This is a genomic window from Azospirillum sp. TSO35-2 (genome assembly GCF_003116095.1).
In the GTDB taxonomy this organism is placed as follows: domain Bacteria; phylum Pseudomonadota; class Alphaproteobacteria; order Azospirillales; family Azospirillaceae; genus Azospirillum.
This window is the reverse complement of sequence record NZ_LGRA01000021.1, coordinates 1,958,766-1,972,506: the sequence shown is the minus strand read 5'-3', so window position 1 is coordinate 1,972,506 and position 13,741 is coordinate 1,958,766. Positions and strand designations below refer to the sequence as shown.

Annotated in this window: 13 protein-coding genes; 6 read left to right on the top strand and 7 right to left on the bottom strand. The window is 70.0% G+C overall.

Going from position 1 to position 13,741, the window contains the following annotated elements:
- The first annotated feature begins 63 nt into the window (after window positions 1–63).
- The 3 genes from TSO352_RS33330 to TSO352_RS24985 are packed head-to-tail and all read left to right on the top strand — an operon-like array spanning window position 64 to window position 1,771.
- Window positions 64–204 (top strand): hypothetical protein, encoded by a 141-nt coding sequence (locus TSO352_RS33330; RefSeq protein ID WP_158284632.1) that lies wholly within the window; start codon window positions 64–66, stop codon window positions 202–204.
- Between the two features lie 32 nt (window positions 205–236).
- Complete coding sequence (locus TSO352_RS24990) at window positions 237–692, top strand: YsnF/AvaK domain-containing protein (RefSeq protein WP_109109840.1); 456 nt, start codon at window positions 237–239, stop codon at window positions 690–692.
- A 5-nt stretch (window positions 693–697) separates the two neighbouring features.
- Window positions 698–1,771 (top strand): YsnF/AvaK domain-containing protein, encoded by a 1,074-nt coding sequence (locus tag TSO352_RS24985; protein ID WP_199231716.1) that lies wholly within the window; start codon window positions 698–700, stop codon window positions 1,769–1,771.
- Window positions 1,772–1,848: 77 nt separating this feature from the next.
- On the opposite strand, the gene TSO352_RS24980 is transcribed toward TSO352_RS24985, so the two are convergent.
- The 3 genes from TSO352_RS24980 to ettA form a co-directional block, all read right to left on the bottom strand.
- A complete protein-coding gene (locus tag TSO352_RS24980; protein WP_109109839.1) occupies window positions 1,849–2,616 on the bottom strand; it encodes a glucose 1-dehydrogenase in 768 nt (255 codons plus the stop codon).
- A 109-nt stretch (window positions 2,617–2,725) separates the two neighbouring features.
- Window positions 2,726–3,556, bottom strand: a complete 831-nt coding sequence (locus TSO352_RS24975) for an AraC family transcriptional regulator (protein WP_109109838.1) — start codon at window positions 3,554–3,556, stop codon at window positions 2,726–2,728.
- 76 nt (window positions 3,557–3,632) lie between these two features.
- A complete protein-coding gene (gene ettA, locus TSO352_RS24970; protein ID WP_109109837.1) occupies window positions 3,633–5,309 on the bottom strand; it encodes an energy-dependent translational throttle protein EttA in 1,677 nt (558 codons plus the stop codon).
- A 136-nt stretch (window positions 5,310–5,445) separates the two neighbouring features.
- Here ettA and TSO352_RS24965 point away from each other — a divergent pair, with 136 nt between their 5' ends.
- Entirely contained in the window at window positions 5,446–5,913 is a 468-nt protein-coding gene (locus TSO352_RS24965; RefSeq protein WP_109109836.1) for a YaiI/YqxD family protein, read from the top strand.
- 85 nt (window positions 5,914–5,998) lie between these two features.
- Here the strand turns inward: TSO352_RS24965 and TSO352_RS24960 are convergent, their stop codons facing one another.
- The 4 genes from TSO352_RS24960 to TSO352_RS24945 all read right to left on the bottom strand — a co-directional run bounded on the left by TSO352_RS24960 (window position 5,999) and on the right by TSO352_RS24945 (window position 12,505).
- On the bottom strand, window positions 5,999–6,271 hold the full coding sequence (locus TSO352_RS24960; protein WP_109109835.1) for a hypothetical protein: 273 nt from the start codon (window positions 6,269–6,271) through the stop codon (window positions 5,999–6,001).
- A gap of 159 nt (window positions 6,272–6,430) precedes the next feature.
- Window positions 6,431–7,834, bottom strand: coding sequence for an FAD-linked oxidase C-terminal domain-containing protein (locus tag TSO352_RS24955; protein ID WP_109109834.1), 1,404 nt, complete (start codon window positions 7,832–7,834; stop codon window positions 6,431–6,433).
- A gap of 138 nt (window positions 7,835–7,972) precedes the next feature.
- A complete protein-coding gene (locus tag TSO352_RS24950) occupies window positions 7,973–11,635 on the bottom strand; it encodes a hydantoinase B/oxoprolinase family protein (protein WP_109110862.1) in 3,663 nt (1,220 codons plus the stop codon).
- Window positions 11,636–11,941: 306 nt separating this feature from the next.
- Complete coding sequence (locus TSO352_RS24945) at window positions 11,942–12,505, bottom strand: GNAT family N-acetyltransferase (protein ID WP_109109833.1); 564 nt, start codon at window positions 12,503–12,505, stop codon at window positions 11,942–11,944.
- On the opposite strand from TSO352_RS24945, the gene TSO352_RS33630 reads away from it, so the two are divergent.
- Together TSO352_RS33630 and TSO352_RS24940 are read left to right on the top strand one after the other, a co-directional pair.
- Window positions 12,504–12,830: a hypothetical protein gene (locus TSO352_RS33630; RefSeq protein ID WP_146210794.1), complete on the top strand. Its 327-nt coding sequence runs from the start codon at window positions 12,504–12,506 to the stop codon at window positions 12,828–12,830. The two genes, TSO352_RS24945 and TSO352_RS33630, sit on opposite strands and share 2 nt — an antisense overlap.
- Window positions 12,827–13,609, top strand: a complete 783-nt coding sequence (locus tag TSO352_RS24940) for a TerB family tellurite resistance protein (protein WP_109109832.1) — start codon at window positions 12,827–12,829, stop codon at window positions 13,607–13,609. The genes TSO352_RS33630 and TSO352_RS24940 overlap by 4 nt, the downstream gene beginning before the upstream one ends.
- Window positions 13,610–13,741: the final 132 nt, after the last annotated feature.

The following is a 13,741-nucleotide window of genomic DNA, read 5'->3' as shown; positions in this document are numbered from 1 at the left end:
TCTTGTCGACCTCCTGTTTGATGGTGGCACGCCAGACATGGCCACAATCACCGGAGGCTTCCCATGGCAGACGAACAAAAGCCCAAGAAAGTTGGTGTGTATGACGGCGCCGGCGGCGGAGTCGCCGGGTCGGGGATGAACTGGATGTGGATCATCCTCGGCCTGATCATCGTCGCGATCGTCCTCTACCTTCTGTTCCGTTGAGCCATGGGCTCACCCGCCCTGGCCGGCCCGCCATGACCCCGCCCGATGAACGGGACGCGGTCATCCCCTTGCACGACGAGTCGGTGACCGTCGACAAGCAGCGGGTGGACCGCAGCCGCGTGCGGGTGACCACCCGCGTCTCCGAACGCGAGGCCCTGGTCCGGGACACGCTGGATCACGAGGACGCCATCGTGACCCGCGTTCCCGTCGACCGGGAGATCGACGCCTACCCGGATGTCCGCCAGGAGGGCGACGTCACGGTGATCCCGCTGGTCGAGGAAGTCCTGGTGGTGGAGCGCCGTCTGGTGCTCCGCGAGGAGATCCACGTCCGCAAGACCAAGCGGACCACCGAGGTCGAGCAGCCCGTCACCCTGCGCTCCGAGCAGGCCACCGTCGAGCGCATCGCCCTGGAAGGCGGCGCCGGGCGGGATCACGACGCCGCGTCCGGGCCCCCCACCGCCACCACACAGCCACCTTTCGAGGAGTAAAGCCGATGACCAAGACCATCGTCGCCCTCTACGACCACCGGACCGACGCGATGAGCGCCTCGCAGGACCTGCAATCCTCCGGTTTCGACGTCAGCGCGATCGAGATCCTGTCGCACGCCGACCTGACCGGGGTCGGCACGGGCGGAACGCTCGGCGACAGCCGCCCGGACCCGACGGATGCGGCGCTGTGGGACACCGACATGGCGACGGCGCGCAGCGACGTGCCCACCAGCGTGCCGTCGGACAGCTCGACCGGCGCCTATTCCGGCAGCGGCCGCACCGCCGGCAGCATCCTCTCCCGCCTGACCGGCTGGGGCGTGCCGCACCACGACGCCCAGGTCTACGCCGAGGGCGTGCGCCGCGGCGGCTCGCTGCTGAAGCTCCGCATCGACGAGGACGACGTCAGCCGCGCCATGGATGTGCTGGAGCGCGGCAACGTCGTCGACGTCGAGGAGCGCAGCACCGCCTACCGCAACGCCGGCTGGACCGGCTTCGACGAGACCTCCGACTATTACGACGAGCGGTCGGCGGACGAGGAGCGCCTGCGCTACTCGGTCGGCCAGACCTCGGTCAACACCTCCATGACCGACAAGTCCTTGGCTGACGAGCGCCTGACCGACGCCGCCACGGCGATGCGCGACGTCAACGCCGAAACCACCCGCACCGGCACGGTGGAAGGCGAGCAGCAGATCCCGCTGGTCGAGGAAGAGGTCCACATCGGCAAGCGCACCGTCGAGCGCGGCGGCGTCCGCGTCCGCAGCTACGTCGTCGAAACCCCGGTGGAAGAGCAGGTGCGCCTGCGCGACGAGACGGTCACCGTCGAACGCCGCCCGGGCGGCACCGCCGAGATCCCCGCCGACGCCTTCCGCGAACGCACCATCGAGGTGACGGAAACCGACGAGGAAGCGGTGGTGGGCAAGACCGCCCATGTCCGTGAAACGGTGGTGGTCCGCAAGGACGTCGAGGAGCGCGCCGAAACCGTCCGCGACACCGTGCGCCGCACCGAGGTCGAGATCGACGACGCCCGCGGCGAAAAGCGCACCGACCTGCCGACCGACCGCACCGACCTGAAGCGCTGACGCTTCCAACGGTCCCGGCAACGACAAACGGAGGCGGCCCCAGGGCCGCCTCCGTCCGTTTGGGCCGGCGCACGCGATCACGTGGCCAGAAAGCCGCCGTCCACGCACAGATTGTGGCCGATCACGAAGGACGCGGCATCGGACGCCAGCCAGAGCACCGCCTGCGCGACCTCGCCCGGTTCCCCCAGGCGGCGTGACGGCAGCCCGGCCGCGACCGTCGCCATGTCGGCGATGCCCGAGCCCAGCATCATCGGCGTGACCACCCGGCCCGGCGACACCGCGTTGATCCGGATGCCGCGGGGGGCATACTCCAGCGCCGCCGACCGGGTCAGGGAGATCGCCGCGGCCTTCGACGCCGAATAGAGCGACAGGCCCGGGTTGGGGTTGCGGACGCCGCTCACCGACGCGTTGTTGACGATCACGCCCTGGCCCTGCTCCAGCATGACGGCGAGTTCCGCCTTCATCGCGTGGAAGAGCGATTCGACGTTGGTGGCGAACACCCGCCGGAACGCGTCGTCGGGCTGGTCGGCCAGCGCGGCGCGCGGTTCCTGATAGCCGGCGTTGTTGAACGCGATGTCCAGCCGGCCGAAGCGCGCCGCCACCGCGGCGACCAGCGCGCGCACCGCGTCCGGTTCGGTCAGGTCGGCGGCCAGGAAGACCGCGCTGCCCCCGGCGTCGGCGCAGGCGCCGGCCACGGCCTCGCCCCGTTCCCGGTCGCGGCCGGCGGCCACCACCAGGGCGCCCGCGCGGGCGAAGGCCAACGCCGTCGCCCGCCCGATGCCCGACGTCGCACCGGTGACCAGAACCACCTGGCCGCCAAAGCCGCTTCCGACCAAGTCCACCATCCCGCTCCCCATCCGTTCTGTTCCGGACTCCGCCCGTGTTCCCGGCGATGATGGCGGCCGCGTCGACGACGGTATTGGCGGAAATTGCAGGGTCGGTCCGGCTGGGATGTCAGCCGCGGAAGGCCCGGACATAGCAGCGCGGGGTGATGCCGTAGGCCCGCTTGAAATGGCGGGTGAAGGCGCTCTGGTCGTAGAAGCCGGCGTCGATTGCGGCGTCGGCCAGACGCGCGCCGCGCTCCAGCCGGCGGACGGCTGCGGTCAGCCGGACCTGGGTCAGGTAGCCATGCGGCGTCAACCCGACCGTCCGCTTGAACAGCCGGATCAGTTGGAAGACGGTCAGGCCCGCCTCGCGGGCAAGGTCGTCGAGGGTCAGCGGGTCGGCGTGACGGTCGTGGATCAGCGCCAGCAGCGGCGCCACCGTCACCGCGTCCCCCGGCGCCCGCGGAACCATCGCGGCCCCTGCGGCGTGCCGGTCGATCAGGCCGCCGAAGCAGCCGGCCAGCCGTTCCTGGGCCAGCATCGGGTCACCATCGCCGTCCAAAAGGCGGTGAAGCGCCAGAAAGGCGTCGGCAAGGCCGGTGTCGGTGATGCGGTTTTCGGTAAAGCCGGGGACGCGGTCGATGCCGACCAGCCGCGCGACATGGTCGATGGCCGGACGGCGCAGATAGAAGGAGCGATAGCGCCAGTTGCCGCTCGACCCCATCCGCCCCGAATGGACCTCGGCGGGGTTGAACACCAGCAGGGAGCGGCTCGTCGCCTCCTGCGTCACGCCCCGGCTGCGGAACTCGGACCCGCCGGCTTCGGTGACGGCGACAACGATCGCCTCGTGGGTGTGCGGCGCATAGTCATGCCGGGTGAAGTCGGCGTGCAGAAGGAACAGGCCGCCCACCGTCCGGTCCTGCCAGTAACGGACAAGGTTGGCCGTGTCCGGGCGCGCCATGGGAGACATCTCCTGCCGGAACGGGACGGCGGAGGGCCGCACCCCCGCCCGACGGACGGGGGTGCGGCCGGTAAGGTCAGCCGCGCACCAGCGGCTTGTACTTGATGCGGTGCGGCTGGTCGGCGTCGGCGCCCAGGCGGCGCTTCTTGTCGGCTTCGTAGTCCTGGAAGTTGCCTTCGAACCACTCGACGTGACTGTCGCCCTCGAAGGCCAGGATGTGGGTGGCGATGCGGTCGAGGAACCAGCGATCGTGGCTGATGACCACGGCGCAGCCGGCGAAGCCCTCCAGCGCGTCTTCCAGGGCGCGCAGGGTGTCGACGTCGAGGTCGTTGGTCGGTTCGTCGAGCAGCAGGACGTTGGCGCCGGACTTCAGCATCTTGGCGAGGTGGACGCGGTTGCGCTCACCGCCCGACAGCTGGCCGACCTTCTTCTGCTGGTCGGGACCGCGGAAGTTGAAGCTGGAGACGTAGGCGCGGCTGGGCATGGTCTTCTTGCCCAGCTCGACGAGGTCGAGCCCGTCGGAGATCTCCTCCCACACCGACTTCTTCGGGTTCAGGCTGTCGCGGCTCTGGTCGACATAGCCCAGCTTCACCGTGTCGCCGACGCGGAAGGTGCCGGCGTCCGGCCCCTCCTGCCCGGTGATCATGCGGAACAGGGTGGTCTTGCCGGCGCCGTTCGGGCCGATGACGCCGACGATGCCGCCGGGCGGAAGGCGGAAGGACAGGCCGTCGATCAGCAGGCGGTCGCCAAAGCCCTTGGCGATGTTCTCCGCCTCGATGACGACGTTGCCCAGGCGCGGCGGCACCGGGATGACGATCTTCGTCTCGCCGGCCTGCTCCTTGCCGCTCTCGGCCAGCATCGTCTCGTAGGCGGTGATGCGGGCCTTGCTCTTGGCCTGACGGGCGCGCGGCGACTGGCGGATCCATTCCAGCTCGGTGGCGAGCTGCTTCTGACGCGACTCCTCCTGGCGGCCTTCCTGCTCCAGGCGCTTCTGCTTCTGCTCCAGCCAGGACGAGTAGTTGCCCTCGTAGGGGATGCCGGCGCCGCGGTCGAGTTCGAGGATCCAGCCGGTGACGCTGTCGAGGAAGTAGCGGTCGTGGGTGACCAGGACGACGGTGCCCTTGTAGTCCTCCAGGTGCTTCTGCAGCCACGCCACCGATTCGGCGTCGAGATGGTTGGTCGGCTCGTCGAGCAGCAGCAGGTCGGGCTTTTCCAGCAGCAGCTTGCACAGCGCGACGCGGCGCTTCTCACCGCCCGACAGCTTGGTCACGTCGGCGTCGCCCGGCGGGCAGCGCAGCGCGTCCATGGCGATCTCGACCGTGCGGTCGATGTCCCAGGCGTCGGCGGCGTCGATCTTCTCCTGCAGCTCGCCCTGTTCGGTCAGCAGCGCGTCGAAGTCGGCGTCGGGTTCGGCCATCAGGTTCGACACTTCGTTGAAGCGGTCGAGCAGGGCCTTGGTTTCCCCCAGCGCCTCCAGGACATTCTCCTGGACGGTCTTGGTCGGGTCGAGCTGCGGTTCCTGCGGCAGGTAGCCGACCTTGGCGCCCTCCGCCACCCAGGCTTCGCCGGAGTAGTCCTTGTCGAGGCCGGCCATGATCTTGAGCAGCGTCGACTTGCCGGCGCCGTTCACGCCGAGCACGCCGATCTTCACCCCCGGCAGGAACGAGAGCCACACGTTGTCGAGGGTCTTCTTGCCGCCAGGATAGACCTTGGTCAGGCCCTTCATGACGTAGACATACTGATAGGACGCCATGCGCCGCTCCGACTTTCTCAACCGGGGAAAGAAAAAGGCGCCGCCGAACGGCGCCACTTCGCTGACTCGAGGTTTTAGCGCATAAGAACGGCGGGCGAAACCATGTTGGCTGATCGGGACGAGAGGGAGAGCGGCGTTGGTCGAGATCTACGTGGACGGCGATGCCTGCCCGGTGAAGGCGGAAATCTACAAGGTCGCCGGCCGCACCGGCTGCAAGGTCTGGCTGGTCGCCAACGCGCCGCTGCGCCTGCCGACCGAGTGCGTGGCCGAGCTGGTGGTGGTCAGCGACGGCTTCGACGCCGCCGACGACTGGATCGCCGAGCACGCCGGCGCGACCGACGTGGTGGTGACCGCCGACATCCAGCTGGCCGACCGCTGCGTGAAGCGCAACGCCGTGGTGATCGGCCCGACGGGACGCCCCTTCACGCCGGACAGCGTCGGCACCGCGCTGGCGACGCGGGCGCTGATGCAGGATTTGCGCGACATGGGCGTGGTCGGCGGCGGCAACGCCCCGATGAGCCAGCGCGACAAGTCGCAATTCCTCCAGACGCTGGACCAGGCGGTGCAGGCGCTGAAGGCGGGCCGGCGGCCACGGTTCCGGTGAGGGACGCCTGACACGAAAAGGGCCCGGTCCCCCTCGGGAACCGGGCCTCCATCACGGCTGAACCCTCAATCGCGGACGACCGGGATCACTCCCAGCCGGCGGCCTTCTCGCAGGCCTTGCGGGCTTCGGGGTTGGCCTTTTCCCACTGGGTGATGGTGCGGGTCTCGCTGTCGTCCATCTTGTTGTTCATGCAGACGCAGTACTTGTTCACGACCGCTTCCGACACCTTGGCATCGGAGTTGTCCTTCATGCACTGGGCCACCCACTTCGCGTTGTCGTCCGCCAGGACGGGGGCGGCGGCGGACAGCGCACCGAAGGACAGGACACCGAGGGAGAGAGCAAGGACGGCGAGCTTCATGAGCGGTCTCCAGGTTGGGCGGCGGCGCCACGGGATCGTCGCGCCGCACCGACAGTCGGTACCTCCAACGGTAGGTGCGATAATCGCCGCCGCACAAGCCAGGGCTTCACCGTAAGCACTATGCCGCAGGTGATAGCCCCGAGCGAGACCGCCGGTGGTTCAGACCCGCACCACCTTGCCCGGATTCATCAGGTTGTCGGGGTCGAAGCTGCGCTTCAGGTCGCCCATGACGGCGTAGGCCTCGCCGGTCTCCTGCTCCAGGAACGCCATCTTGCCATAGCCGATGCCGTGCTCGCCGGTGCAGGTACCGCCCATCGCCAGCGCGCGGGACACCATCTTGTCGGCCAGACGCTGGGCCTCGGCCATCTCCTCCGGCTTGTCGGGGTCGATGACGTAGACGAGGTGGAAATTGCCGTCGCCGACATGGCCGACCATCGGCGCCAGCATGTTGGACTCCGCCAGATCCTGCTTGGTTTCCATGATGCAGTCGGCAAGGCGGGAGATCGGCACGCAGACGTCGGTCGGCCAGCCCTTCGACCCCGGACGCAGCGCCAGCGCCGCGTAATAGGCGTCGTGACGGGCCTGCCACAGCTTCGACCGGTCCTCCGCCCGGGTGGCCCAGGTGAATTCCAGGCCGCCATGCTCCTCGGCCAGCGCGGCGACCATCTCCGCCTGCTCCTTCACGCCGGCCTCGGTGCCGTGGAACTCGAAGAACAGCGTGGGGGCGACGGCGTAATCCAGCTTGGAGTAGGCGTTGACCGCGCCCATCTGGACCTCGTCCAGCAGCTCGATGCGGGCGACCGGGATGCCGGACTGGATGGTCTGGATCACCGTGTCGACGGCGCCCTTGATCGTCTGGAAGGCGCAGACGGCGGACGAGATCGCCTCGGGGATGCCGTAGAGCTTCAGCGTCACCTCGGTGATGATGCCCAGCGTGCCTTCGGAGCCGACGAACAGCCGGGTCAGGTCGTAGCCGGCGGCCGACTTGCGCGCCCGCCCGCCGGTCTTGATGACGCGGCCGTCGGCCAGCACCACGGTCAGCCCCAGCACATTCTCGCGCATCGTGCCGTAGCGCACCGCGTTGGTGCCGCTGGCCCGGGTCGCCGTCATGCCGCCCAGCGAGGCGTTGGCGCCGGGGTCGATTGGGAAGAACAGGCCGGTGTCGCGCAGATGCTCGTTCAACTGCTTGCGGGTGACGCCGGCCTGGACGGTGACGTCCAGATCCTCCGGGCTGACGCGCAGGATCTGCTGCATGCCCGACAGGTCGATGGTGATGCCGCCGGCCAGCGCCGCGATGCCGCCCTCCAGCGAGGTGCCGGTGCCGAACGGGATGATCGGCAGCTTGTGCCGCGCGCAGATGCGGACGATCGCGCTGACCTCCTCGGTCGAGGTGGCGAAGGCGACGCCGTCGGGCGGGCACGGGGTGTGGTAGGACTCGTCCTTGCCGTGATGCTCGCGCACCGGCAGCGAGGTGGTGAACCGATCGCCCAGCAGAGCCGACAACTCGGCCCGGGCCTCCTCGGTCAGGGCCGCACGCGGCTGGGTGGTGGCGATGACGGTCATGGGGTTTGTCCTCCCGCTTCGGTGGTTCATTCGTATGACCAAGAAAGGCTAAAGCGGCGGGCAAGCCCTTGGCAAGATCAGCGCGGCGCAGGGGTGGAATGCCGGGGCGGCGCGGGCCGCCCCTCCCCTGCCCGCGCGTCAGCCCGCCGCGCCGAAGCCGCCGCCGCCCGGCGTCTCGATCACCAGCGCATCGCCCGGCATCATCGCGGCGCGGTCCTGCGAGGCCAGTTCCAGCACCGTACCGTCGGCGCGCTGGACCCAGCTGCGCCCCAGCGCCCCGTCGGCGCCGCCCTTCAGGCCGAAGGGGGCGACCTTGCGGTGGTTGGCGAGGATCGCGGCGGTCATCGGTTCCAGGAAGCGCAGGCGGCGCACCACCCCGTCGCCGCCGCGCCAGCGCCCGGTCCCGCCCGAGCCGCGGCGGATGCGGAAGCTCTCCACCAACACGGGGAAGCGCCATTCCAGCACCTCCGGGTCGGTCAGGCGGGAGTTGGTCATGTGGGTCTGCACCGCGTCGGTGCCGTCGAAGCCGTTGCCGGCGCCGGAGCCGCCGCACACCGTCTCGTAATACTGGTGCCACTCGTTGCCGAAGGTGGTGTTGTTCATCGTCCCCTGGGCCGACGCCATCACCCCCAGCGCGCCGAACAGCGCGTCGACGATGCACTGGCTGGTTTCGACGTTGCCGGCGACCACGGCGGCCGGCGGGTTGGGCGCCAGCATGCTGCCCGGCGGGATGATGATCTCGATCGGGCGCAGGCAGCCCTCGTTCATCGGAATCTCGTCGTCGACCAAGCAGCGGAAGACGTAGAGCACCGCCGCCCGGCAGACCGCCGACGGGGCGTTGAAGTTGTTGGACAGCTGCGAACTGGTGCCGGTGAAGTCGACCATGGCCGACCGCGCGGCGCGGTCGATCGACACCCGCAGCTTGATCACCGCCCCGTTGTCCAGCGTCACCGCGAAGTCGCCGTCGCTCAGCACGCCGATGGCGCGGCGGACCTGCTCCTCGGCGTTGTCCTGGACGTGGCGCATGTAGGCGGTGACGGTGGACAGCCCGTGCAGGCGGACGACGCGGTGCAACTCGCGGGTGCCCTGCTCGTTGGCGGCGACCTGCGCCTTGAGGTCGCCGATGTTCTGCGCCGGGTTGCGCGCCGGGTGCGGGCCGGAGCGCAGCAGTTCCAGCATCGCCTCCTCGCGGAACTGGCCGGCCTCGACCAGCGGCACGCAGTCCAGCAGCACGCCCTCGTCGGCGATGGTCGTGCTGTCGGGCGGCATGGAGCCGGGGGTGATGCCGCCGACGTCGGCGTGATGCCCGCGCGAGGCGACGAAGAACAGCAGCTCCTTGCCCGCCTCGTCGAACACCGGCGAGACGACGGTGATGTCCGGCAGGTGGGTGCCGCCATGGTAGGGGTCGTTCAGCGCGAAGCTCTCGCCCGCGGCGAAGGCGCCGCCGCGCCGCCCGATCACCGCGCGCACGCTCTCGCCCATCGACCCCAAATGCACCGGCATGTGGGGGGCGTTGGCGATCAGCCCGCCGTCGCGGTCGAACAGGGCGCAGGAGAAGTCGAGCCGCTCCTTGATGTTCACCGAGCGGGCGGTCTTCTCCAGCGTCACGCCCATCCGCTCGGCGATCGACATGAACAGGTTGTTGAAGACCTCCAGCATCACCGGGTCGACCTTGGCGGCGCCCTTGATGCCGATGGCGGTGCGCTGGGTGGCCGGCTCCAGCCGGGTCAGCACCAGATGGTTCTTGCGCGTCACCTCGGCCATCCAGCCGGGCTCGACCACCGTGGTCGACACCGCTTCGGCCAGCACCGCCGGACCGACGACGCGGTTGCCGGGCTGCAGGTGGCTGCGGTCGTACAGCGGCGCCTCGCGGCGCTGGCCGCCGCTGTGGATGGCGACGGTGGCGAGCCGGCGCGGCAACACGGCGGTGCCGGCGGGGCGGTCGGGGTCCTCCAGCACGTCGGTCAGGCCGACCGCCTCCAGCGTCACCGACTCCACCTCCAGCGCGGCGCCGGGGGTGAGGAAGCCGTAGCGCTGGCGGTGCGCCTCCTCGAACGCCTTGCTCATCGCCACCTTCGACCCGAAGGCGACGGTCAGCGTGGTGTCGGAGCCGCCGGCCTTGATGTGGACGCGGCGGTGGATGACCTGCCGGTCGGCGGCGATGCCCTGGCGGGTCAGCTCGGCCCGGCCCTCGGTCTCCAGGTCGGTGAACAGCATGGTCAGCCGGTCGACCACCGCGTCGCTGAGCGGGCCTTCCACCGCGCGCTCGCGGATCGCCACCGTGTCGGCCAGCCCGATGCCGTAGGCCGACAGCACGCCGGCCTGCGGGTGCAGGAACACCCGCGTCATGCCGAGCGCGTCGGCGACGGCGCAGACATGCTGGCCGGCCGCGCCGCCAAAGCCGTTCAGCGTGTAGCCGGTGACGTCGTAGCCGCGCTCCACCGAGATCTTCTTGATGGCGTTGGCCATGTTGTCGACGGCGATGCGCAGGAAGCCTTCGGCGACCTCCTGCGGCGTCATGGTGGTGCCGAGCGCGGCGTTGACCTTGGCCGCCAGTTCGGCGAAGCGGGCCTTCACCACCTCGGCGTCGAGCGGCTGGTCGCCGTTCGGGCCGAAGACGTTGGGGAAGAAGCGCGGCTGGATCTTGCCGACCATCACGTTGCAGTCGGTGACGGTCAGCGGGCCGCCGCGGCGGTAGCAGGCCGGGCCCGGGTTGGCCCCGGCGCTGTCCGGCCCGACGCGGAAGCGGGTGCCGTCGAAGACGCAGAGCGAGCCGCCGCCGGCCGCCACCGTGTGGATGTGCATCATCGGCGCCCGCACCCGCACCCCGGCGACCACGGCGTCGAAGGCGCGCTCATACTCGCCGGCGTAGTGCGACACGTCGGTCGAGGTGCCGCCCATGTCGAAGCCGATGACCTTGTCGAAGCCAGCCATCGTCGCGGTGCGCACCGCGCCGACCACGCCGCCGGCCGGTCCCGACAGGATGGCGTCCTTGCCCTGGAAGCGGCGGGCGTCGGTCAGGCCGCCGTTCGACTGCATGAACATCAGCGGCACCGGGCCGCCGCCGGCGGAGAGGTCGTTGGCGACCCGGTCGACGTAGCGGCGCAGCACCGGCGACAGGTAGGCGTCGGCGACGGTGGTGTCGCCGCGGCCGACCAGCTTCATCAGCGGGCTGACCAGATGGCTGACCGACACCTGGGTGAAGCCGACGGCGCGGGCCAGCGAGGCAACCTGCCGCTCGTGCTCCGGGTAGCGGTAGCCGTGCATCAGCACGACGGCGGCAGCGCGGAAGCCCTGGCGGTAGGCCTCCTCGAGGCCGCGGCGGACGGCGTGCAGGTCGACCGGCTTCAGGACGCGGCCGTCGGCCATCACCCGCTCCGGCACCTCGACGACGCGGGAATGGAGCTGTTCGGGCAGGGTGATGCGGCGGGCGAAGATCTTGGGGCGGGCCTGGTGGCCGATGCGGAGCTGGTCGCCGAAGCCCTCGGTCACCAGCAGGACGGTCGGCTCGCCCTTGCGTTCCAGCAGGGCGTTGGTGGCGACGGTGGTGCCCATCTTGACCACCTCCACCGTGTCGGCGGGGATCGGCTCGCCGGGCTTCAGCCCCAGCAGCTCGCGGATGCCCTGCACCGCGGCGTCGGCGTAGCGCTCCGGGTTGTCGGACAGCAGCTTGTGGGTGACGACCGAACCGTCCGGCCGGCGCCCGACGATGTCGGTGAAGGTGCCGCCCCGGTCGACCCAGAACTGCCAGCGCCCCGGCCCGGCCCCGGCACCAGCCCCATCGGCCGCCCCGCCCTTCACCCCGTTCCCGCTCACGCCCACGCCCACGCCCATGATCGCACCCGCCGAAATCCGCGCGCGGCAACCGCGCCGCGCGTGGGCCGGAGTTTCGCCATCCGGCAGCGAATTTCAACCGCCACCATGCCGCGACGTGACGACGGCGCCACGCCGCGGCGGAAACAACACAGGGACCCTACCGGCGAGCGCTTGAACCGACCCCTTTCAAGCGCTCGCCGGCCGCCGCGACGGCGGCGGCGCGCCCCCATGGGCGCGGGCAAGCCCGCGTGGCGTTTGAACGCAATACGGCACGTCAATGACGTGCCGGTATCAAGCCGCGATCGGCTCGCGGTGGGCGCCGGACACACCGGCCAGGATGCTGTTGAAGGCGCCGGTGCCGTCCTCCAGCGCTTCCAGCGCCAGCGAGAACTGGTTGGGCGGCGGCAATTCGAACTGCGCGGTGATCTCGCCGCAATCCAGCGCCAACCGGCCGCCGAATCGGCGGGCCAGCGCCCGCATGCGCACATTGCCGGCCATGCACATCATATGGACGTGGCGGACGCCGCGGTTGCGGGCGACGGTCAGGACGCGGCGGACCAGCGTGCTGCCGACCCCCTTGCCCTGAAGCTCCTTCTCGACGCTGATCCCGAATTCGGCCTGGTTGGGCCACAGGATGCGGTCGCCGCACAATTCCACCGCGCCGCGCAGCTCCCCGTTCAGGAAGGCGCCGACCAGCGTGGTGCGTCCCCAGTCGATGGCGGCGCAGTGGCGCTCCACCGCGTCGTCCGACAGGGTGCCGGTGAAGCGGGCGTAGCGGTCGGCGCGGTCGAGACGGAGAAGATGGGCCCGGTACAGGGGCAGTTCGGTCGGCATGATCTTGCGGATGACAGGCATGGCTCTGCTCACGGTTCTCGAATCCGAAAACGCATTCAGGCAGAACGTTTTTCCCCAGACCTTGGGGCCACGCGCGGCGATCCGGTCTCTTGGTGGATCGGGCGGGCGGCCGATGGGCGCCCGATGGTCGGCGCCGCTCTTTGTTGCATTGCAACATGGCGTCTCGGGCGATTTTCGCAAGCGCTTATTAGAGCTTTGCAATGCGAACAATTCCCCTTTGTTGCCGCGAAGCCACAGTTGGCCCGGCCCGATCCGGCCGTTATGCTGCGGCCGGCACGACCTCGGATCGGCCAGCGGAAGGCAAGAGGCGGAAGGCGGATCATGAGCATTTGGGGCAAGATCCTGGGCAGCGCGGCCGGGCTGGTCACCGGCGGGCCGCTGGGCGCCCTGCTCGGCGGGCTGGCCGGCCATGCGGTGGACCGCTGGTCGCCCTGCGGCCCGGCCGAGGGCGCGTCCAAGCCGATGAGCGACGCGGAGGCGGAGGCCGCCAAGCAGTCGGTCGCCTTCACCATCGGGGTGATCGCGCTGGCGGCCAAGATGGCGCGGGCCGACGGCGTGGTGAAGCGGGTGGAGGTCGACACCTTCAAGCGCCTGTTCCGCGTCCCGCCGGAGGAGCTGGCGAATGTCGGCCGCGTCTTCGACCTCGCCCGCCGCGACACCCACGGCTTCGAGGAGTACGCCCGCCAGATCGCCAACCTGTTCGAGGACCGGCACGCGGTGCTGGAGGAGCTGCTCGACAGCCTGCTGATGATCGCCGAGGCCGACGACGAGCTGCACGAGACCGAGGTCGCCTATCTGCACGCCGTCGCCGGCATCTTCGGCTTCGACGAAACCGCCTTCCGCCGCATCCTCGCCGGCCACCATCTGGCGGGCGGCCCCGACGGCGCCGACCCCTATCAGGTGTTGGGGGTGTCGCCCACCGACGACGACGCGGCGATCAAGGCCGCCCACCGGGCGCTGGTGCGCGAACACCACCCCGACCGGTTGGTCGCCCAGGGCATGCCGCAGGAGTTCGTCGATCTGGCGACCCAGAAACTCGCGCTGATCAACGCCGCCTACGACCGCATCCGCAAACAGCGGGAGGGAACCGCCGCCCTGTCCTGATGAAGCGGGTTGCGACACCGCCGTTGCGTCCCTGAAATTGTTTTCCGATGGAATTTTTCCCGTCGTTTGCCGTATCGTTGCCACCGCTGCGGGCAATGGAAGGCCCGCGCGCACGGAACGGAACGCAGGGGC